17 protein-coding genes and 1 riboswitch are annotated in these 19,166 nt (G+C 74.4%); of the genes, 10 read left to right on the forward strand and 7 right to left on the reverse strand.

Annotation, left to right across the window (positions count from 1 at the left end):
• Window positions 1–163 precede the first annotated feature (163 nt).
• Window positions 164–2,707 (forward strand): ATP-dependent Clp protease ATP-binding subunit, encoded by a 2,544-nt coding sequence (locus O2W14_RS14590; RefSeq protein ID WP_269176830.1) that lies wholly within the window; start codon window positions 164–166, stop codon window positions 2,705–2,707.
• 147 nt (window positions 2,708–2,854) lie between these two features.
• Here O2W14_RS14590 and O2W14_RS14595 read toward each other — a convergent pair whose 3' ends face one another.
• Entirely contained in the window at window positions 2,855–3,760 is a 906-nt protein-coding gene (locus tag O2W14_RS14595; protein ID WP_269176831.1) for an A/G-specific adenine glycosylase, read from the reverse strand.
• A gap of 182 nt (window positions 3,761–3,942) precedes the next feature.
• Between O2W14_RS14595 and O2W14_RS14600 the strand changes: the two genes are divergently transcribed.
• Window positions 3,943–4,641, forward strand: coding sequence for a MucR family transcriptional regulator (locus tag O2W14_RS14600; RefSeq protein WP_269176832.1), 699 nt, complete (start codon window positions 3,943–3,945; stop codon window positions 4,639–4,641).
• A gap of 109 nt (window positions 4,642–4,750) precedes the next feature.
• Here O2W14_RS14600 and disA read toward each other — a convergent pair whose 3' ends face one another.
• From disA to O2W14_RS14615, 3 genes are all read right to left on the reverse strand, one after another.
• Complete coding sequence (gene disA / locus O2W14_RS14605) at window positions 4,751–5,833, reverse strand: DNA integrity scanning diadenylate cyclase DisA (RefSeq protein ID WP_269176833.1); 1,083 nt, start codon at window positions 5,831–5,833, stop codon at window positions 4,751–4,753.
• 114 nt (window positions 5,834–5,947) lie between these two features.
• Window positions 5,948–7,315, reverse strand: a complete 1,368-nt coding sequence (gene radA / locus O2W14_RS14610; protein WP_269176834.1) for a DNA repair protein RadA — start codon at window positions 7,313–7,315, stop codon at window positions 5,948–5,950.
• A 76-nt stretch (window positions 7,316–7,391) separates the two neighbouring features.
• Window positions 7,392–7,985, reverse strand: a complete 594-nt coding sequence (locus O2W14_RS14615; RefSeq protein WP_269176835.1) for a copper chaperone PCu(A)C — start codon at window positions 7,983–7,985, stop codon at window positions 7,392–7,394.
• 102 nt (window positions 7,986–8,087) lie between these two features.
• On the opposite strand from O2W14_RS14615, the gene O2W14_RS14620 reads away from it, so the two are divergent.
• Window positions 8,088–9,653: a cryptochrome/photolyase family protein gene (locus tag O2W14_RS14620; protein WP_269176836.1), complete on the forward strand. Its 1,566-nt coding sequence runs from the start codon at window positions 8,088–8,090 to the stop codon at window positions 9,651–9,653.
• Here O2W14_RS14620 and O2W14_RS14625 read toward each other — a convergent pair.
• Window positions 9,650–10,477, reverse strand: a complete 828-nt coding sequence (locus O2W14_RS14625; protein ID WP_269176837.1) for a UbiA family prenyltransferase — start codon at window positions 10,475–10,477, stop codon at window positions 9,650–9,652. The two genes, O2W14_RS14620 and O2W14_RS14625, sit on opposite strands and share 4 nt — an antisense overlap.
• A 164-nt stretch (window positions 10,478–10,641) precedes the next feature.
• Between O2W14_RS14625 and O2W14_RS14630 the strand changes: the two genes are divergently transcribed.
• The 6 genes from O2W14_RS14630 (at window position 10,642) to O2W14_RS14655 (ending at window position 15,338) form a co-directional block, all read left to right on the forward strand.
• Window positions 10,642–11,124, forward strand: coding sequence for a CarD family transcriptional regulator (locus tag O2W14_RS14630; RefSeq protein WP_166753741.1), 483 nt, complete (start codon window positions 10,642–10,644; stop codon window positions 11,122–11,124).
• A gap of 53 nt (window positions 11,125–11,177) precedes the next feature.
• Window positions 11,178–11,852 (forward strand): 2-C-methyl-D-erythritol 4-phosphate cytidylyltransferase, encoded by a 675-nt coding sequence (gene ispD / locus O2W14_RS14635; RefSeq protein ID WP_269176838.1) that lies wholly within the window; start codon window positions 11,178–11,180, stop codon window positions 11,850–11,852.
• A complete protein-coding gene (ispF, locus tag O2W14_RS14640) occupies window positions 11,849–12,358 on the forward strand; it encodes a 2-C-methyl-D-erythritol 2,4-cyclodiphosphate synthase (RefSeq protein WP_269176839.1) in 510 nt (169 codons plus the stop codon). The genes ispD and ispF overlap by 4 nt, the downstream gene beginning before the upstream one ends.
• Entirely contained in the window at window positions 12,355–13,755 is a 1,401-nt protein-coding gene (gene cysS, locus O2W14_RS14645) for a cysteine--tRNA ligase (RefSeq protein ID WP_269176840.1), read from the forward strand. Before ispF ends, cysS begins: the two co-directional genes overlap by 4 nt.
• Entirely contained in the window at window positions 13,740–14,723 is a 984-nt protein-coding gene (gene rlmB / locus O2W14_RS14650) for a 23S rRNA (guanosine(2251)-2'-O)-methyltransferase RlmB (RefSeq protein ID WP_269176841.1), read from the forward strand. The genes cysS and rlmB overlap by 16 nt, the downstream gene beginning before the upstream one ends.
• 221 nt (window positions 14,724–14,944) lie before the next feature.
• A riboswitch (guanidine-III (ykkC-III) riboswitch) is annotated at window positions 14,945–15,013 on the forward strand.
• Entirely contained in the window at window positions 15,012–15,338 is a 327-nt protein-coding gene (locus tag O2W14_RS14655; protein ID WP_269176842.1) for a DMT family transporter, read from the forward strand. It overlaps the preceding riboswitch by 2 nt.
• 4 nt (window positions 15,339–15,342) lie before the next feature.
• On the opposite strand, the gene O2W14_RS14660 is transcribed toward O2W14_RS14655, so the two are convergent.
• Together O2W14_RS14660 and O2W14_RS14665 are read right to left on the reverse strand one after the other, a co-directional pair.
• Entirely contained in the window at window positions 15,343–16,620 is a 1,278-nt protein-coding gene (locus O2W14_RS14660; protein ID WP_269176843.1) for a DUF445 domain-containing protein, read from the reverse strand.
• A gap of 163 nt (window positions 16,621–16,783) precedes the next feature.
• A complete protein-coding gene (locus O2W14_RS14665) occupies window positions 16,784–18,271 on the reverse strand; it encodes a S1C family serine protease (RefSeq protein ID WP_269176844.1) in 1,488 nt (495 codons plus the stop codon).
• A gap of 232 nt (window positions 18,272–18,503) precedes the next feature.
• On the opposite strand from O2W14_RS14665, the gene O2W14_RS14670 reads away from it, so the two are divergent.
• Window positions 18,504–19,151: a hypothetical protein gene (locus O2W14_RS14670; RefSeq protein ID WP_269176845.1), complete on the forward strand. Its 648-nt coding sequence runs from the start codon at window positions 18,504–18,506 to the stop codon at window positions 19,149–19,151.
• The last annotated feature ends 15 nt before the right edge of the window (window positions 19,152–19,166 follow it).

Raw genomic sequence — 19,166 nt, forward strand, 5'->3', positions numbered from 1 at the left:
GCCACCTGCACCACGCACGACGGCCTCGTCCTGACGCCGGGTGGGTGGCGCGAACTACAGTGGAACGACCGGTGCCCAGCGCGCCGACGCACGTCGGGTGTCCACCGCCCCCGCCAGGGGTCACGAGCACAGCAGGTCCAGCCGGTCAGAGGGGAAACAGCAGATGTTCGAACGGTTCACCGACCGAGCCCGCCGGGTGGTCGTCCTGGCGCAAGAAGAGGCCCGGATGCTCAACCACAACTACATCGGCACCGAGCACATCCTCCTGGGTCTGATCCACGAGGGTGAGGGCGTCGCTGCCAAGGCGCTGGAGTCCCTCGGCATCTCGCTGGAGGGCGTGCGTCAGCAGGTCGAGGAGATCATCGGGCAGGGCCAGCAGGCGCCGTCCGGTCACATCCCCTTCACCCCGCGTGCCAAGAAGGTCCTGGAGCTGTCGCTGCGCGAGGCGCTGCAGCTCGGCCACAACTACATCGGCACCGAGCACATCCTGCTCGGCCTGATCCGCGAGGGCGAGGGCGTCGCCGCCCAGGTCCTCGTGAAGCTGGGTGCCGACCTCAACCGCGTCCGCCAGCAGGTCATCCAGCTGCTGAGCGGCTACCAGGGCAAGGAGCCGGCCGCTGCCGGCGGCCCCGCCGAGGGCACCCCGTCGACCTCGCTGGTCCTCGACCAGTTCGGCCGCAACCTGACCCAGGCCGCCCGCGACGGCAAGCTCGACCCGGTCATCGGCCGGGCCAAGGAGATCGAGCGGGTCATGCAGGTGCTGTCCCGCCGCACCAAGAACAACCCCGTCCTCATCGGCGAGCCCGGCGTCGGCAAGACCGCCGCCGTCGAGGGCCTGGCCCAGGCCATCGTCAAGGGCGAGGTGCCCGAGACGCTGAAGGACAAGCAGCTCTACACCCTCGACCTCGGTGCCCTCGTCGCCGGTTCCCGCTACCGCGGTGACTTCGAGGAGCGGCTCAAGAAGGTCCTCAAGGAGATCCGCACCCGCGGCGACATCATCCTGTTCATCGACGAGATCCACACCCTCGTCGGTGCCGGTGCTGCCGAGGGCGCGATCGACGCGGCGAGCATCCTCAAGCCGATGCTGGCCCGTGGTGAGCTGCAGACCATCGGTGCCACCACGCTCGACGAGTACCGCAAGCACCTGGAGAAGGACGCCGCTCTCGAGCGCCGCTTCCAGCCGATCCAGGTGGAGGAGCCCACGCTCGCCCACACGATCGAGATCCTCAAGGGCCTGCGCGACCGCTACGAGGCGCACCACCGGATCAGCATCACCGACAGCGCGCTCGTGGCTGCCGCGACGCTGGCCGACCGGTACATCTCCGACCGCTTCCTCCCGGACAAGGCGATCGACCTGATCGACGAGGCCGGCGCCCGGATGCGCATCAAGCGGATGACCGCCCCGCCGGACCTCCGCGAGTTCGACGACCGCATCTCCGGCATCCGCCGCGAGAAGGAGTCGGCGATCGACGCCCAGGACTTCGAGAAGGCCGCCTCCCTCCGCGACAAGGAGAAGCAGCTGCTGGGCGAGAAGTCCGAGCGCGAGAAGCAGTGGAAGGCCGGCGACATGGACGTCGTGGCCGAGGTCGACGACGAGCAGATCGCCGAGGTCCTGGCGAACTGGACCGGCATCCCGGTCTTCAAGCTGACCGAGGAGGAGACCTCGCGCCTGCTCCGCATGGAGGACGAGCTCCACAAGCGGATCATCGGCCAGGAAGAGGCCATCAAGAGCGTCTCCCAGGCGATCCGGCGCACGCGGGCGGGCCTCAAGGACCCCCGTCGTCCCGGTGGCTCGTTCATCTTCGCCGGCCCCTCGGGTGTCGGTAAGACCGAGCTGGCCAAGGCGCTCGCGCAGTTCCTCTTCGGCGAGGACGACGCCCTCATCCAGATCGACATGGGCGAGTTCCACGACAAGTTCACCGTGTCGCGGCTCGTCGGTGCCCCTCCCGGCTACGTCGGTTACGACGAGGGTGGCCAGCTGACCGAGAAGGTGCGGCGCAAGCCGTTCTCGGTGGTCCTCTTCGACGAGATCGAGAAGGCGCACGCGGACGTCTTCAACACGCTGCTGCAGGTGCTCGAGGACGGCCGGCTCACCGACGGCCAGGGCCGGATCGTGGACTTCAAGAACACGCTCCTGATCCTGACCACGAACCTCGGCACCCGGGACATCTCCAAGGCCGTCGGCCTGGGCTTCCAGTCCGGGAACGACACCTCGAGCAACTACGAGCGGATGAAGCTCAAGGTCAACGAGGAGCTCAAGCAGCACTTCCGGCCGGAGTTCCTCAACCGCATCGACGACATCGTCGTGTTCCACCAGCTGACCGAGGACGAGATCGTCCACATCGTCGACCTGATGCTCAACCGGGTCGAGACGCAGCTGGCGAACAAGGACATGTCGCTCGAGGTCACCCCGGCGGCGAAGAAGCTGCTGGCGGCCCGCGGGTTCGACCCGGTGCTGGGTGCCCGGCCGCTGCGCCGGACCATCCAGCGCGAGATCGAGGACGCGCTGAGCGAGAAGATCCTCTACGGCGAGATCGCCTCCGGCGAGATCATCGTGGTGGACGTGGAGGAGAACGCCGACACGGTGCTGTCGAAGTTCACCTTCCGGTCGGAGACCAAGCCGGTCGACCTCCCCGACACCCCGCCGGTGGCCCTCGCGGCCGCCGACGGTGACGACGACGGCCCGCAGGCCCTCGCCGCCGAGTAACACCCAGGCAGGTCACGACGAGGCCGCCCCCGCTCTCCGGAGCAGGGGCGGCCTCCGTCGTCCCCGGGCCTCCTCGGGGTCCGGGCAGCCGTACCGTCCGCCTCGTCCAGGGCCCGAGCGGGCGAGTGCTGCGGCGGGTGAGGTCGGTCAGCAGTCGGGGAGGGTGAACCGGCCGTCCTCGGTCTGGGCGACCAGCCCGTCGACCAGCAGTGAGTCCAGGCAGCGGGAGCGCTGGACGGCGTCGTCCCAGGCCGGCGTCAGGGCCTCGGCCGGCACCGGTCCGGACGCGGCCCGCAGCACGTCGAGCAGCCGGCCGCGCACCTGCCGGTCGGTGCCGGCGAAGCCCTGCACCCGGCGCGGTGGCCCGTCGTATGCCGGGGACCCGGCCAGCCGCCAGGCGCAGCGGTCCCGGACCGGGCACGCGGGGCAGCGCGGGGTGCCGGCGACGCAGACCAGGGCGCCGAGCTCCATGACGGCGACGGAGAAGCGCACCGCGCGGTCGTGGTCCTCCGGGGCCAGGGCGGCGATGTCGACCAGGTCGGCAGCGCGCGCCGGGGCCGCCTCGGCCTGCCCGTGCACCAAGCGGGCCACGACCCGCCGCACGTTGGTGTCCACGACGGGCTGGCGGCGGTGGTGGCCGAAGCAGGACACCGCCCGCGCCGTGTACGTGCCCACGCCCGGCAGCGCCTCCAGCTCCTCGACCTCGGCCGGCACGAGCCCACCGTGCCGCTCGGTGATGGCCACAGCCGCCTCACGCAGCCGCAGGGCGCGCCGGGGGTAGCCGAGCTTCCCCCAGGCCCGGATCACCTCGGCCGGGCTGGCCTGCGCCATCGTGGCGGGCGTGGGCCAGCGGGCCAGCCACTCGCGCCAGACGGGCTCCACCCGCGCCACGGGGGTCTGCTGCAGCATCACCTCGCTGACCAGGACCGCCCACGGGTCGGTCCCGGGCGTGCGCCACGGCAGGTCACGGGCCGCACCGGCGTACCAGTCGACGATGACCTCGCCGACCGGTTCACCCGGGGCGCCGGTGGGCGGGACGGGGAGGGTGCTCACGAGCGTCCAGTGTGCCCGGCCCGGACGGCGGCCCGCGCGGCGTCACCGGATCGCGCGCGTCGGCACGCACAGTCACGCCTTGTTGCACCAGCGTGTCGGCCGGGCGGGCTGCGGGAGCCCGGCTGGGGCGGTCGTGGCGTGGCGCCTGCAACGCGCCCGGGGGCGCCGGTTAGCGTCGCAGCGTGCTGCACCCGGTCGGCCCCCTGCCCGCCGCCGTCTACTGGCGGCGGCGCCTCCTGGCGCTGGGCTGCGCCGTGGGCGTGCTGGGCGGTGGCGGCTGGCTGGGCGCCTCCCTCGCCTCCGGGAGCCCGGACGGCGACGCCACGGTGGCTGCGCCCTCCGACGACGCCGCGCGCACGCCTCCCGGCCTGGAGCAGGTGGTCCCCTCACTGGCCGCGGTGCAGGTCCCCACGGCGTCCCCGACCCCGTCGGCCGCCCCGGCGACGTCCGAGGCCCCCGCGGCCGGCGTGCCGGCAGGACCCACCGCCGTCGGCCCGTGCAGCGACGACATGATCGGGGTGGAGGTCCGGCCCGACCCGCCCAGCGCTGCGGTGGGCAGCAAGCCGACCTTCGAGCTGGTGGTCACCAACGTCTCGCCGGTCGCCTGCGTCCGCACGGTGGACGCGCCGCTGCAGGAGATCATCCTGATCGACGACGACGGCGACCGGGTCTGGGGCAGCAACGACTGCTTCCCGGAGACCGCCGTCGGGGAGCGGACCCTGCAGCCGGGGGAGAGCGTCGTGTTCCCGGTGCCCTGGGGTGGGCTGACCAGCGAGCCCGGGTGTGCGGCCGACCGCACCAACCCGCCGGCCGGGACCTACGTGCTCCGGGGCCGGCTCGACACCGACGTCAGCCCGGACGCCACCTTCACCCTCACCTGACGAAGGACCCCTCGCCCCACCACTCGCGAGCTCGCGGCGGCACCCGTCTGGCCCCCGTGCAGGGTCCCGCCACGAGCTCGCGAGTGGTGGGGGGCACGGGGGTCCTTCTTCAGCTGTAGCGGTCGAGGATCGAGGTCTCGGCCAGGCGGGACAGGCCCTCGCGGATCCCGCGGGCACGGGCCTCGCCGACGCCCTCGACGGCCAGCAGGTCCTCGATGGTGGCGGCCAGGAGCTTCTGCAGCCCGCCGAAGTGGGTGACCAGCCGGTCGATGATGCTGGCCGGCAGCCGGGGGACCCGGGCGAGCAGCCGGTAGCCCCGCGGGCTGACCGGGGAGTCCAACGCGTCGGGGGAGGTGGGCAGGCCGTAGCAGCGGGCGACCGCGGAGAGGTCGAGCAGCTCGGTGGCGGTCAGCGCCCGGAGGTCGGTGAGGACCTCCTCGCCGGTGCGGTTGCGGCCACCGCTGGGCAGGTAGTCGCGCACCAGCAGGCCGCGGTCCTCCTCGACGCCGGCGAGCATCTCGTCCAGCTGCAGGGCCAGCAGGCGCCCGTCGGTGCCCAGCTCGACGACGAAGCCCTCGATCTCGTCGGCGATCCGCCGGACCATCTCCAGTCGCTGGCTGACGCTCATCGCGTCCCGGACCGTCACCAGGTCCTCGATCTCCAGCGCGGAGAGGGTGCTGGCGACCTCGTCGAGGCGGAGCTTGTACCGCTCCAGTGCGGCGAGCGCCTGGTTGGCCCGGGCCAGGATCGTCGTGGGGTGCTCGAGGGTGTAGCGCCGCCCGGCCACGTACACGGAGATGATGTGCATCGACTGGCTGACCGAGATCACCGGGAAGTCGGTCTGCAGGGCCACCCGCTCCGCTGTGCGGTGCCGGGTGCCCGACTCCTCGGTGGGGATCGTCGGGTCGGGCATGAGGTGCACGCCGGCCCGCACGATGCGGCTGCCGTCGTAGGAGACGATCACCGCGCCGTCCATCTTGGCCAGCTCGCGCAGCCGGGTCGCCGACAGCGCCACGTCGAGGGCGAAACCGCCGGTGCACAGCGACTCGACCACCCGGTCGTAGCCCAGCACGATCAGCGCACCGGTGCGGCCGGCGAGGATCCGCTCCAGACCGTCCCGGAGGGCGGTACCGGGGGCGATCCGACCGAGCAGTTCCCGCAGCGCGGCCTCGGGGTCCACAGCGGGGGGCACGAGCGCTCCTGACGGTCGGGCGGTACAGAGGCCGATTCTACGTGGTGGGGCCGGATCGGCGATCACCGCAGGTCCTCACCCGCTCGCCAGGGGTCCGGCGGCGGGTGCGCAGGGTCACCAGAGCCGGTGGATCGCACCGGCCAGGTCGGCCACCTCGATCAGCCGCATGCCCTTCGGGGCGGGGCCGGAGTCCTCGGGGACGAGGGCGGCGGTGTAGCCCTGCCGGGCGGCCTCGGCCAGCCGTCGCGCGGTGCCACCGACCCGGCGGATCTCCCCGGAGAGGCCGACCTCGCCGATGGCCACCACCCCGGCGGGGAGCGGACGGTCCTTCGCCGCGGAGGCGATCGCCAGTGCCAGCGCCAGGTCCGCGGCCGGCTCGAGGACCCGCACGCCGCCGACGGAGGCGGCGAAGACGTCGGCGTCGGCCAGCCTGACCCCACCGCGGCGCTCGACGACGGCGTTGACCATGGCGACCCGCTGGGAGTCCAGCCCGCTCACCGCCCGGCGCGGCGACCCGCCACCGCCCGAGGTGGCCACCAGCGCCTGCACCTCGGCCAGCAGCGGACGGCTGCCCTCCATGGTGACCGTGACGCAGCTGCCGGGCACCGGGGCCGAACGGCGGGAGACGAACAGGTGCGACGGGTCGGGCACGCCCACGACGCCGCCGTCGCCGATCTCGAAGCAGCCGATCTCGTCGGCCGGGCCGAAGCGGTTCTTGGTGGCCCGCACGAGCCGCAGCGTGGAGTGCCGCTCGCCGTCGAAGGAGATGACCACGTCGACCAGGTGCTCCAGCGCCCGCGGCCCGGCGATGGCGCCGTCCTTGGTGACGTGGCCGACCAGGATGGTGGTCATGTTGCGGGCCTTGGCGACCCCGCTGAGCGCACTGGCGACGGCGCGCACCTGGGTGGCACCGCCGTCGGTGCCGTCGACGGCGGGGGAGCGGACGGTCTGGACGCTGTCGAGCACCAGCAGCGTGGGGTTCACGTCCTCCACGTGGGACAGGACGGCGGACAGCTCGGTCTCCGCGGCGAGGTAGAGCTCGTCGTGCAGGGCGCCGATCCGCTCGGCGCGCAGCCGGACCTGGGCCGCGGACTCCTCGCCGGAGACGACCAGCGTGGGGCCGTTGGCCGCGGCCACCCGGTGGGCGACCTCCAGCAGCAGCGTGGACTTGCCGACCCCGGGCTCGCCGGCGACGAGCAGGACCGCCCCGGGCACCAGGCCACCGCCCAGCACGCGGTCGAACTCGGGGATGCCGGTGGGCACCGCGTGGGCACCGGCCAGCTCGACCTGCCCGATGGGCAGGGCCCGGGAGCTGACCGGGCCGGCTGCCACCGCGCGCAGCGGGGACGAACCGGCGCCGCCGATCTCCTGCACGGTGCCCCAGGCCTGGCACTCGGGGCAGCGGCCGACCCACTTGGCCGAGGAGTAGCCGCACTCGGTGCAGCGGTGGGCGGGGCGGGACTTCACACCGGGAGCGGGCACGCCGCCATCGTGGCAGCGGGGTCCGACAGTTCCCGGCAGGCCGACCCGGGGTGAGGCGACGAGGTCGCCCCGGGGGTCACGGGGCGCTGCCGCCGCCCTGCTGCTCCTCTTCCTCCTCCGGGTGGAAGTCGAAGGCCTCGCCACGGGGCAGGTCGCGCTGGGAGACGCCCACCGGCACCTGCACGGTGACGTCGCCGGTCTCGGTGAAGGAGAACGTGACGTCGATGTACTCGCCGACGCTCAGCTCCTCCGACAGCCCGACGAGGGTGACGGCAGGGCCCTGCCCGTTGCTCAGGAACAGCGTGCCGTCGGCCGGTACGGGCAGCGAGATGCCCGCGGGCGCGGCGCCGTCGGCCGGCTCCTCCGCGTTCGGGTCGACGACCTCGACGTCCTCGAAGGCCTCACCGCTGATGCCGACGAGGGTGTCCTCGGAGTCGGCGGTGCTGACGACCGCGCCCAGCAGCCGGGCCTCGCTGCCGCTGGGGTAGGTGCCACCGGTCGGGTAGGGCAGCTCCAGGGCGCGCAGGGCGAGCGAGCCGGCGTTGATCTGGGCGCCGAAGTTCTGCTCCTGGGTGTTCGTCTGGGTCACCTGCCCGGCGCTGCAGGCCGACAGCGCCACGGGGGCGAGCAGCAGGGCACCGATGGCAGCAGCGCGCGGTGCGCGGTTCACAGCGTCGACCTCCAGAGACGTACCGGCCGGTCCGGGCAGGAGCGGCACGAGTCGCGCAGATCGTAACGGTCCACCCAGGATGTCCGCTGGGAGGTGAGGGACATGGCGGCACGGACCGACAGCACGATGCCCGGCGACGGCGACCCCGCGCTGGGCGAGTTCCCAGTTCAGGCGCCCGGGACCCGGCGCTGGCTGTTCGCCGACCAGTTGGGGCCGCACTTCCTCGACGCGCCGGACCAGCCGGTCCTGCTGGTCGAGTCCAGGGGCGTGTTCCGCCGTCGGCGCTTCCACCGGCAGAAGGCGCACCTGCTGCTGTCGGCGCTGCGGCACCGGGCGGCCGAGCTGGGCGACCAGGCGGTGTTCCTGCAGACCGACAGCTACGCCGAGGCCCTCGACCAGGTGCACGAGCCGCTGTCGGTGTGCGCGCCCACGACCTGGCCGGCCCGCGACTTCGTCCTCCGCCGTCCCGGTGTGACGGTGCTGGAGGCGCGCGGCTTCGTCACCCGGCAGTCGGACTTCCGCCGCTGGGCCGGCGGCCGGGGGCGCCAGCGGCTGCTGATGGACGACTACTACCGGGTGGCCCGCCGGGTGCACGACGTCCTGATGGACGGCGACCAGCCCGCCGGGGGCACCTGGAACCTCGACCACGACAACCGGCAGCCCCCGCCGGCCGACGGCCGGGTCGACGCGCCCGCGCCCTGGTGGCCGGTGGAGGACGAGATCGACCAGCAGGTCCGCGCCGAACTCGACGCCTGGGAGGCCGCCGGTGACGTCTCCTTCGTGGGCGACGACGGCCCGCGGCTGTTCCCGGTCACCCACGCCGAGACCACCGAGCGCCTCGAGGACTTCCTCACCCACCGGCTGCGCGCCTTCGGGCCGTACGAGGACGCGATGCTGACCGGGGACCCGTGGCTGGCGCACTCGATGCTGTCGGCCTCGCTCAACCTGGGCCTGGTCGACCCCGCCGACGTCGTGCACCGCGCCGACGCCGCGTGGCGGGAGTCGGTGGCCGCCGGCGACCCGCTGCCGCTGAACTCCGTCGAGGGGTTCGTCCGCCAGGTGATGGGCTGGCGGGACTGGATCTGGCACCTGTACTGGCAGCTGGGCCGGGAGTACCGGCACGGCAACGCCCTCGACGCGCACGAGGAGGTGCCGGGCTGGATGGGCGAGCTGGAGGCCGAGGCGGTCGGTGCGAACTGTCTGTCCTCGGTGCTCTCCGACGTCCGGGAGCGCGGGTGGGTGCACCACATCCCGCGGCTGATGGTGCTGGGCAACTACGCCCTGCAGCGCGGTATCGAGCCGCTGGCGATCACCGACTGGTTCCACCGGGTGTTCGTCGACGGCTACGACTGGGTGATGGTCGCCAACGTCGTCGGGATGAGCCAGCACGCCGACGGCGGGGTGCTGGCCACCAAGCCCTACGCCGCCGGCGGGGCCTACATCGACCGGATGAGCGACTACTGCGGGGGCTGCCGGTACGACCCGAAGAAGCGGGTGGGGGAGGACGCCTGCCCCTTCACCGCCGGCTACTGGGCCTTCCTGGAGCGCAACCGGGAGCGGCTGGCCGGCAACAGCCGGATGCGCCAGCCGCTGACCGGCCTGACCCGGCTCAAGGACCTCGAGGTGGTCGTCGACCAGGAGCGGCGGCGCGGCACCGACGCCCCCTAGGTGAGCGCCGCCCCGCCCGACAGCAGCAGCACGACGTCGAGCACCGTCAGCAGCAGGACGGCGGGGAAGGCCAGCCGGCGGCCGCGCGGGCTGCCGGCCAGCGCGGCGACGACCACGGCCGGGACGGCGACCGCGCAGACCAGCCAGCCGCGGAGCCCCGGGGTGCCGGCCGGCCCGGACACCAGGAGCAGCGCGGACGCGCCCAGCAGCAGGGCGCCGGCGACCGCCGAGGGCACCGGGCCGACCCGGTGCGGCAGCCCGCGGACGCCGGTCGCCAGGTCGTCGGCCACGTCGGGGGCCACGTTGGCCACGTGCGCGGCCCCGCCGAGGGCCGCGCCGGCCGCGACCAGCCACCACGGCGCCGCCGGCGTGCCGGGCGCGGCGGCGACGACGCCGGCCGGCAGGGCGCCGAAGCCGGTCAGGTAGGGCAGCGGGGACAGCGCGGTGCGCTTGAGGCCGGCGTCGTAGGCCAGCCCGCTGGCGACCAGCACCAGCAGCAGCAGCCCCGGGACGACGCCCAGCGCGAGCGAGGCGACGACCGTGACGACGCCGGCCAGGACCGTGCCGGTGCGCAGCTGGGCGGGGGTGACGGTGCCCTGCACCACGGGCTTGTCGGTGCGTCCGACGGCGCGGTCGCGGTCGGCGTCCAGCCAGTCGTTGCACCAGCCGATGGCGGCCTGACCAGCGCCGACGGCCACCCCGACCAGCACCGTGCGCCAGGCCGGGACGCCAGCGGCGACGGCGAGCAGCACCGCGACCGTGGTGACCGCCAGCGTGGGCTCCAGGTGCGTCGCGCGGGCGAGCGCCAGGGCCGTCCGGGGCACCCCCGGAGTCCCCGTCCCGCCGCGCAACTGCACACCCACCACGCTCCTGTCAACCCCCCCACCGGCCACGATCACGCCGCTGACCAGCGCTTTTGTCGGACTCTGACGAGCCGGACGGCATTCTGCCGTGGTAACCTGGGGTGAGCGAAAGGGGTCACACACACATGGGCTTCACCGTTGGCGAGACCGTTGTCTACCCGCACCACGGCGCAGCGCTCATCGAGGCGATCGAGCAGCGCACCATCAAGGGCGTCGAGAAGTCCTACCTCGTGCTGAAGGTCGCCCAGGGCGACCTCACGGTGCGGGTGCCCGCCGACAACGCCGAGATCGTGGGCGTCCGCGACGTCGTCGGCCAGGACGGTCTGAACAAGGTCTTCGAGGTCCTGCGTGCGCCCCACACCGAGGAGCCGACCAACTGGTCGCGTCGGTACAAGGCCAACCTCGAGAAGCTGGCCTCGGGCGACGTGAACAAGGTCGCCGAGGTCGTCCGTGACCTCTGGCGTCGCGACAAGGACCGCGGCCTGTCCGCCGGGGAGAAGCGCATGCTCTCCAAGGCGCGTCAGATCCTGGTCAGCGAGCTCGCGCTCGCCGAGGGCACCAACGAGGACAAGGCCGAGGTCCTGCTCGACGAAGTCCTGGCTTCCTGAGCACTGAACACCCGAGCGCCGGTCGTCCCACCGGCGCTCCCCAGACCACTCCCGTGCACGCTGTCGGCATCGTCGCAGCGGCCGGGAGTGGTCTGCGTCTGGGGGCGGAACTGCCGAAGGCGCTCGTGACCCTGGACGGGCGGCCGCTGGTCGTCTGGGCGGTCGAGTCGCTGCGCGCCGGTGGGGTGGCCGAGGTCGTCGTCGCCGTCCCCGCCCCGCAGCGGGCGGCGTTCGTCGCCGTCCTGCCCGCCGACGTGCACGTCGTGGTCGGCGGCGACACCCGTACCGCCTCGGTGCGTGCGGCGCTGGCCGCCGCCCGTGAGCACGCCGACGCCGTCCTCGTGCACGACGCGGCCCGGCCGCTCACCCCGCCGGCCGTGGTCGCCCGGGTGCTCGACGCCCTGGCCGCCGGGGCCCGTGCGGTCGTGCCGGTGCTGCCGGTCGTCGACACCACCGTCGTGGTCGACGCCGAGGGCGTGGTGACCGCCGACGTCCCGCGGTCCCCGCTGCGCCGGGTGCAGACCCCGCAGGGCTTCGACCGGGCCACCCTCGTCGAGGCCTACGGCCGGGCCCACGGTGCCGCCGCGGAGTTCACCGACGACGCCTCCGTCGTCCGGGCCGCCGGCATCCCGGTGCACACCGTCGCCGGCGACGAGCGCGCCGCCAAGATCACCGTGGCCCACGACCTCGCGCTCGCCGAGCTGCAGGTTGCGCAGGGGGTCGCGTGACCGCGCCGCTGCCCCGGGTCGGGCTGGGCACCGACGTGCACCCGATCGAGCCCGGCCGGGCCTGCTGGCTGGCCGGGCTGGAGTGGCCCGGCGTCGACGGCTGCGCCGGGCACTCCGACGGCGACGTCGTCGCGCACGCGCTCACCGACGCGGTGCTGTCCGCCGCCGGGCTGGGCGACATCGGTGGCCTCCTGGGCACCGACGACCCGCGCTGGGCCGGTGCCCGCGGCGTCGCCGTCCTCGAGCACGTCCGCGAGGTGCTGGCCGCCGCCGGCTGGCAGGTCGGCAACGCCGTCGTCCAGCTGGTCGGCAACAGCCCCAAGCTCAGCCCCCGGCGGGCCGAGGCCGAGGCAGCGCTGTCCGCGGCCCTCGGGGCGCCGGTGACGGTCACCGCCACCACCACCGACGGCCTCGGGCTGACCGGCCGCGGGGAGGGCCGGGCGGCGCTGGCGACCGCGCTCGTGGTCGAGAGCGGCTCGATCACGACCGTAGGATCGAGGCCGTGAGCCTCCGCCTGTACGACACGGCAGCACGTGCCGTGCGTGACTTCACGCCCCTGCGTGCAGGACAGGTCTCCATGTACGTCTGTGGCCTGACCGTGCAGGGCCCCCCGCACATCGGGCACGTGCGCTTCGCGCTCGCCTTCGACGTGCTGCGCCGCTGGTTGACCCACACCGGCCACGAGGTCACCTACGTCCGCAACGTCACCGACGTCGACGACAAGATCCTGGGCAAGTCCGCCGCCGCCGGTGCGCCGTGGTGGGCGTGGGCCTACGAGAACGAGCGGGCCGCCACCCGCGCCTACGAGGTCCTGGGCACCCTGCCGCCCACCTACGAGCCGCGGGCGACCGGCCACGTGCCGGAGATGATCGAGCTGATGGCCGCCCTGATCGAGCGCGGGCACGCCTACGCCGTCGACGGCGACGTGTACTTCGACGTCCGGTCCTTCCCCGCGTACGGCGAGCTGTCCGGCCAGAAGCTCGGTGAGCTGCAGGCGGCCGCCGACACCGAGACCGACGAGCGCAAGCACGACCCGCGCGACTTCGCGCTGTGGAAGGGCGTCAAGGACGGCGAGCCGACCACCGCCTCCTGGGCCACCCCCTGGGGCCGTGGGCGCCCGGGCTGGCACCTGGAGTGCTCGGCGATGGCCGAGAAGTACCTCGGTCCGGAGTTCGACCTGCACGGTGGCGGGCTGGACCTGCGCTTCCCGCACCACGAGAACGAGCGCGCCCAGTCCCAGGCCGCCGGGCACGGGTTCGCCCGGTACTGGCTGCACAACGCCTGGGTCACCATGGGCGGGGAGAAGATGAGCAAGTCGCTGGGCAACACGCTGCTGGTCGACGAGGTCGTCCAGCGGGTGCGCCCGGTCGAGCTGCGCTACTACCTGGTCGCGCCGCACTACCGCTCCATGATCGAGTTCAGCGAGCCCGCGCTCGCCGAGGCCGCCACCGCCTACCAGCGGCTGGAGTCCTTCGTGCGCCGGGCCGCCGAGGTGGTCGGCCCCGACGCCGGCTCCTCCGAGCTGCCGGCCGCCTTCACCGCCGCACTGGACGACGACCTGAGCACCCCGGCCGCCGTCGCGGTCGTGCACGAGGTCGTCACGCGGGGCAACACCGCCCTCGCCGCCGACGACACCGAGGGCCTGGCCGCGGCGCTGGGCGCCGTCCGGGCCATGCTCGGCGTCCTCGGTCTCGACCCGCTCCACCCGCAGTGGGCCGACGCCGGTGGCGACAGCCGCCTGGCGCAGGCCACCGACGGCCTGGTCCAGCTCGCGCTGGACCAGCGTGCTGCGGCGCGCGCCCGCAAGGACTACGCGGCCGCCGATGCCATCCGTGACCAGCTCGGCGCCCTGGGCGTGCAGGTCGAGGACACCCCCCAGGGCACACGATGGGAGCTGACCTGATGGCCGGCAACAGTCAACGACGCGGTCGCTCGGAAGGTGCGGGCAAGAAGACCGCCACCGCCGGGACCGGCGGCAAGAACCGCCGCTCGCTGGCCGGACGGGGAGCCACCCCGAAGGCCACCGACCGGCCGCACCACCCGGCGTACCGGGCGGCGAAGGCCGCAGCCGCCCGCCAGGACAACCGGCAGCGGGTGCAGCGGCGCAACGCCGAGGCCCCCGAGCTGCTGCTGGGCCGCAACCCGGTGCTCGAGGCGCTGCGGGCGAACATCCCGGCGACCGCGCTCTACGTGGTCACCGGCGACACCACCCGCGGTGGCACCGACGAGCGGATCGCGGAGTCGGTGCAGCTGGCCGCCGACCGCGGGCTGCCGCTGCTCGAGGTGGGCAAGGCCGAGTTCGACCGGATGAGCGACCACGCGCTGCACCAGGGCATCGGCCTGATGGTGCCGCCGTACGACTACGCGCACCCCGAGGACCTGCTCGACATCGCCCGCGACTCCGGCCGCCCGCCGCTGATCGTGGCCCTGGACGGCGTCACCGACCCGCGCAACCTGGGCGCGATCATCCGCTCGGCCGCCGCCTTCGACGCCCACGGTCTCGTCGTCCCCGAGCGGCGCGCGGTGGGCATGACCGGCTCGGCCTGGCGCACCAGCGCCGGTGCCGCGGCCCGGCTGCGGGTGGCACGGGCGGTCAACCTCGCCCGCGCGCTCGGGTCCTACCAGGACGCCGGGCTGCAGACCGTGGGCCTGGCCGCCGACGGCGAGATGGGCATCCACGAGTACGACGGCTTCGCCGACCCGATCGCGCTGGTCGTCGGGGCCGAGGGTGCCGGGCTGTCCAGGCTGGTGCGCGAGCGCTGCGACGTGGTGCTGTCCATCCCGATCACCAAGGACACCGAGTCGCTGAACGTCAGCGTCGCGGCCGGCATCGCCCTGTTCGCCGCGGCCTCCGCCCGCCGCTCGCTGTAGTCCACCCGGGCCGCCCGGTCGCGGGGCGGCTGGGCGGCCCGGCGTCGCTGCGTGCAGCGTGAGATCTGCGATCTCGTGGCGAGCGGAGCCAGGAGGCCACGAGATCGCAGATCTCACGGATCGGCCTGGCCCGACGGCGCCCGAGGGCCCGGGCTGCGGCCGCGTGCTGCGGTCGGCGGGGGTGCTCGGGTGCCGGCTCGTCGGGGGCGTGCGACCCTGGAGGAGAGCCCGGTCAGCGGGTCTCCCGGACGAGCGGCGCCGTACCCGGACAGCGACAAGACGGCGACCGTGGGAGTCCTCGTGTACTGGTTCGTCCTCGTCCTGTCCGGCGCCCTCGAGGCCGTCTGGGCCAACGCCCTGGACCGCTCGGAGAGCTTCACCAAGCCCGGCCCGGTCGTCGTCTTCGTCGTCGCGCTGGCCGGGAGCATGGCCGGGCTGGCCTACGCCCTCCGCGGCCTGCCGGTCGGCACCGCCTACGCCGTCTGGGTGGGCATCGGCGCTGCGCTGACCGCCGGGTACGCGATGGCGTCGGGGCAGGAGCAGGCCTCGGTGGTGCGCGTCCTGCTGCTGCTGGGCATCGTCGGCTGCGTCGCGGGGTTGAAGCTCGTCTCCTGACCGCTCAGGACAGCAGCTGCGCCACCGTGTAGATCACCAGGCCGGCCAGGCCGCCGACGACGGTGCCGTTGACCCGGATCCACTGCAGGTCGCGACCGACCTGCAGCTCGATCCGCCGGCTGGTCTCCTCGGTGTCCCAGCGGGCCACGGTGGTGCCCACCAGGTCCGCGGCGTCGCCGGCGAAGCGCTCGACGGCCCAGCCCGCGCCCCGGCGGGCCTGCCGCTGCACCACCTCGCGGATCGTCGGGTCGGTCTGCAGCAGCCGGGCCCCGGCCAGGACCAGTCGCACCATCCGCGCCCGCAGCTCGGAGTCCGGGTCGGCGGCGGCGGTGACCACGCCGTCCTTGGCGGTGGTCCACAGCGACCCCGACCAGGTGCGCACCGCCGGGTGCTCGAGGACCTCGGCCTTGAACTGCTCGACCCGGGCGGCGGTGTCGGGGTCGGTGCGCAGGGCGTGCACGTAGCGGCGCAGCCGCCGGTCGTAGACCTGGCGCACCGGGTGCCCGGGGTCGGCGCCCACCTCGGCGAGGAAGCCGCGCAGCAGGTCGAAGACCCGGTCGAACACCCGGTCGTCGACCCAGTCGGGCACCCACGCGGGGGAGGCGTCGCCCAGCCGGGTGCGGAACACCAGCCGGTTGTCGGCCAGGAACTCCGCGAGCCCGGTCAGCCCGGCCGACAGCACCTCCTGGTGGCGGTCGCCGTCGACGGCCAGCTCCAGCACCCGGGCCAGGCCGGGGGCGGCGGGGGTGTCGCGCAGCTTGCGGTCGACGAACGCCGACACCGCCTGCTGCACCTCGTCGTCCTCGATGAGGTCGGTGAGGGCGCCCAGCGCCTTGCCGGCGTCCCCGGCCAGCCGCTCGGCCCGGCCGGGGGAGGCCAGGAAGGCACCCAGCCGTCCCGGGACGTCGACGGTGTCCAGCCGCTCCTCGACCACGTGGCGGGTCAGGAAGTTCTCCTGGACGAAGGTGCCCAGGCTGGTGCCGATCTGGTCCTTCTTGCGCGGGATGACAGCGGTGTGCGGGATCGGCAGCCCCAGCGGGTGCCGGAACAGCGCGGTGACGGCGAACCAGTCGGCCAGCGCGCCGATCATCGAGGCCTCGGCGGTCGCCCGGACGTAGCCGACCCAGGGGCGGTCGCCGCCGAACAGCACGCAGGCGAGGAACACCGCGGCGGCGAGCACGAACAGGCCGGTCGCCAGGCGCTTCATCCGCGCCAGGTCGCGGGCCCGGGCGGGGTCGTCCAGCGAGCCGGTGAGCGGGACGTTCGGGAGAGGAGCCGGCACCCGGTCGAGCGTAGGTGGTGCGGACGCACGACCACCTCGGGGCCGTGAGGGCGGCTCCGGGGTCGTCGGTCCGTGGGTCAGGCCACTTGCAGGCCCCGGCCCCCTTGCAGGGGCCCGCCCCGAGCGTGCGAGGGGTGGGGAGGACGGGGCCCTTCCGCCTTGTTCAGTCGGAGGCGGCGTCGAGGGTGACGTCGACCGTGGAGGTGGCGGTGCCACGGCGGATGGTCAGGGTCACCGTGTCGCCGGGGGTGGAACCGCGGACGGCGGCGGTCAGCTCGGTGGAGGTGGTGACGATCCGGTCGCCGACGGCGGTGATCACGTCGCCGGGCTGCAGGCCCGCGTCGGCGGCCGGGGAGCCGGCGGACACCGTGGCCAGCTGGGCGCCGCTGCCGACGGCCGAGCCGGCGGAGGACGCCGTGCTGGCGCTGACCCCGAGCAGGGCGTGGCTGGCCTTGCCGGTGTCGATGATCTCCTGGGCGATCCGCTGGGCGCTGTTGGCCGGGATGGCGAAGCCGACACCGATGTTGCCGCTCTGGCCGGACTCCTGGCCGCCGGCGCCGGAGGAGGCGACCGTGGCGATGGCGGTGTTGATCCCGACCACCTCGCCGGCGCCGTTGACCAGCGCGCCACCGGAGTTGCCCGGGTTGATCGCCGCGTCGGTCTGCAGCGCGTCGATCACCGTGCTGTCGTCCTGGGTCGAGCCGGTCTGCACCGCGCGGTTGGTGGCGCTGATGATCCCGTCGGTGACGGTGTTCGACAGCCCCAGCGGCGCGCCGATGGCGACGGCGGCGTCACCCACCTGGACGGCGTCGGAGTCGGCGAACGTGGCCGGGGTCAGCCCCGAGGCGTCGGTCAGCTTCACCACGGCGAGGTCGGAAGTCGGGTCGGTGCCCACCACGGTGGCGGCGTAGAGCGTGCCGTCGGCGGTGCGCACCTGCACGGCCGCCTGGTCGGTGGAGCTGTCGAGGCTGACGACGTGGTTGTTGGTCACCACGTAGCCGTCGGCGGTCATGATCACGCCGGACCCCGAGCCCGACCCGGAGCCCGAGCTGACGTAGATGGTCACCACGCTGGGGGAGGCCTTGCCGGCCGCCGCGGTCGCGGTGGTGGCGTTCTGCGGGTCGTTGATGACGACGGGCTGCGCGCTGGGCGCGTTGGCGGAGGCCACCGACTCGTCGTCGGCGACGGCCACGACCCCGGCGCCCACGCCACCGCCGATCAGGGCACCGGCGGCGACCAGGCCGATCGCCCCGAGCTTCCAGCGGCCGCCGCGGGTGCGCGTGGCCGGTGCCGGGGGCTGGAACGCGGGCGGGAAGCCGCCGGGCTGCGCGGTGGCCTGGTGGTAGCCGGGTGTGCCGTACCCGGCCGGCGGCCAGGGCTGCCCCGGGGAGGCGAACTGCTGGGTCGGCTGCTGCGGTGCACCGCCGGCCGGCGGGAACTGCTGGGTCGGCTGGGCGTCGGCGGCGTGCTGCCCGGCGGCATAGGAGGGCTGCGACCCGTAGGCGGCCGGCGCACCCCAGGGCGACGGGGCGCCCGTCGGCTGCTGCGGGGACGTCGCACCGTCGGGCCGCGGCCCCCACGCGGAGCTGCCCCCGGTGTGCGGGTCCGTGCCGTGGCCGTTCTCGTCGGCCGGGCGGTTGTGCTCACTCACGGGTCGTCCCTCCCACTCACCGCAGGACCTCCCTGCCGTGCTGATCCCACTGTGCGGTCCCGTACTGGTCCGGGACTGGTGGTGCGCTGTGAGTTCCCTGGACGCGCCGACTCATGCCCTGGCGTGTCGGGCCCGGCGCGGAGGGTGATCTTGCCGGGATCGGGGCAGGGAGGACCGACCGCGGGGAGCGCCCTCCCCGCCGCGTCCACCGATCCGTCCCCGGAGGCCCCGGTTGCCCGTGCGCCCGCTCCTCGCCCGCTGCGGGCTCGCCCTGCTGGTGCTCCTCGGTGCGGTGCTGGCCGCCGTCGGCGGCGTCTCCCTCGGCGGCGCCGGGCTGATCGGCGTGGCGCTGGCCGCCGTCGTCGCCGGCTGCGTGGGGGCCGGCATCGCCCGGGAGGACGGCGACCCGCACCGCTCGCCCCTGGACACCGCCTGGCGCTGCGCCGTCTGGACCGTCGGCGCGCTGCTGCTGCTCAGCGGGGGCGTCGTCCTGGCCGGGGCCGCCGTGACCGGGCTGCTGGTGGTGTCGGCGCTCGGGCTGCTGCTGACCCGGTGGGCGTGGCGGGCGGCCCGGGCGGAGGCGTGGGCCGCCGCTGCGGTGACCGGGACGCCGGCGGCCGCCGGCGACGGGCGCTGGGCGCACGGGCTGTCGGTGCAGGAGCTGGGCCGGGAGTGGGTGCACAGCTCGGCCGCGCTGGCCGGGGCGCGCGACCTGCTCACCCGGCAGGCGCTGGTCCGCCGCCGGCAGGAGGCCCTCGACGAGCTGGAGCGGCGGGACCCGGCCGGGTTCGCCCGCTGGCTCGAGAGCGGTGCCACGGTCGACAGCGACCCGGCCGAGTACGTCTCCGGCGACCCGGCCGCGGGGTCCGAGGCCGCCTGAGCCGCGCGGCTGCCC

Origin of the sequence: Modestobacter sp. VKM Ac-2986, from assembly GCF_026967795.1 — a bacterium.
Classification (GTDB): Bacteria; Actinomycetota; Actinomycetes; order Mycobacteriales; family Geodermatophilaceae; genus Modestobacter.

Coding starts and splice junctions, on each gene's coding strand:
- O2W14_RS14590 (WP_269176830.1), top strand. CDS start 164: ATGTTCGAACGGTTCACCGACCGAGCCCGCCGGGTGGTCGTCCTGGCG.
- O2W14_RS14620 (WP_269176836.1), top strand. CDS start 8,088: ATGGCGGCACGGACCGACAGCACGATGCCCGGCGACGGCGACCCCGCG.
- O2W14_RS14630 (WP_166753741.1), top strand. CDS start 10,642: ATGGGCTTCACCGTTGGCGAGACCGTTGTCTACCCGCACCACGGCGCA.
- rlmB (WP_269176841.1), top strand. CDS start 13,740: ATGGGAGCTGACCTGATGGCCGGCAACAGTCAACGACGCGGTCGCTCG.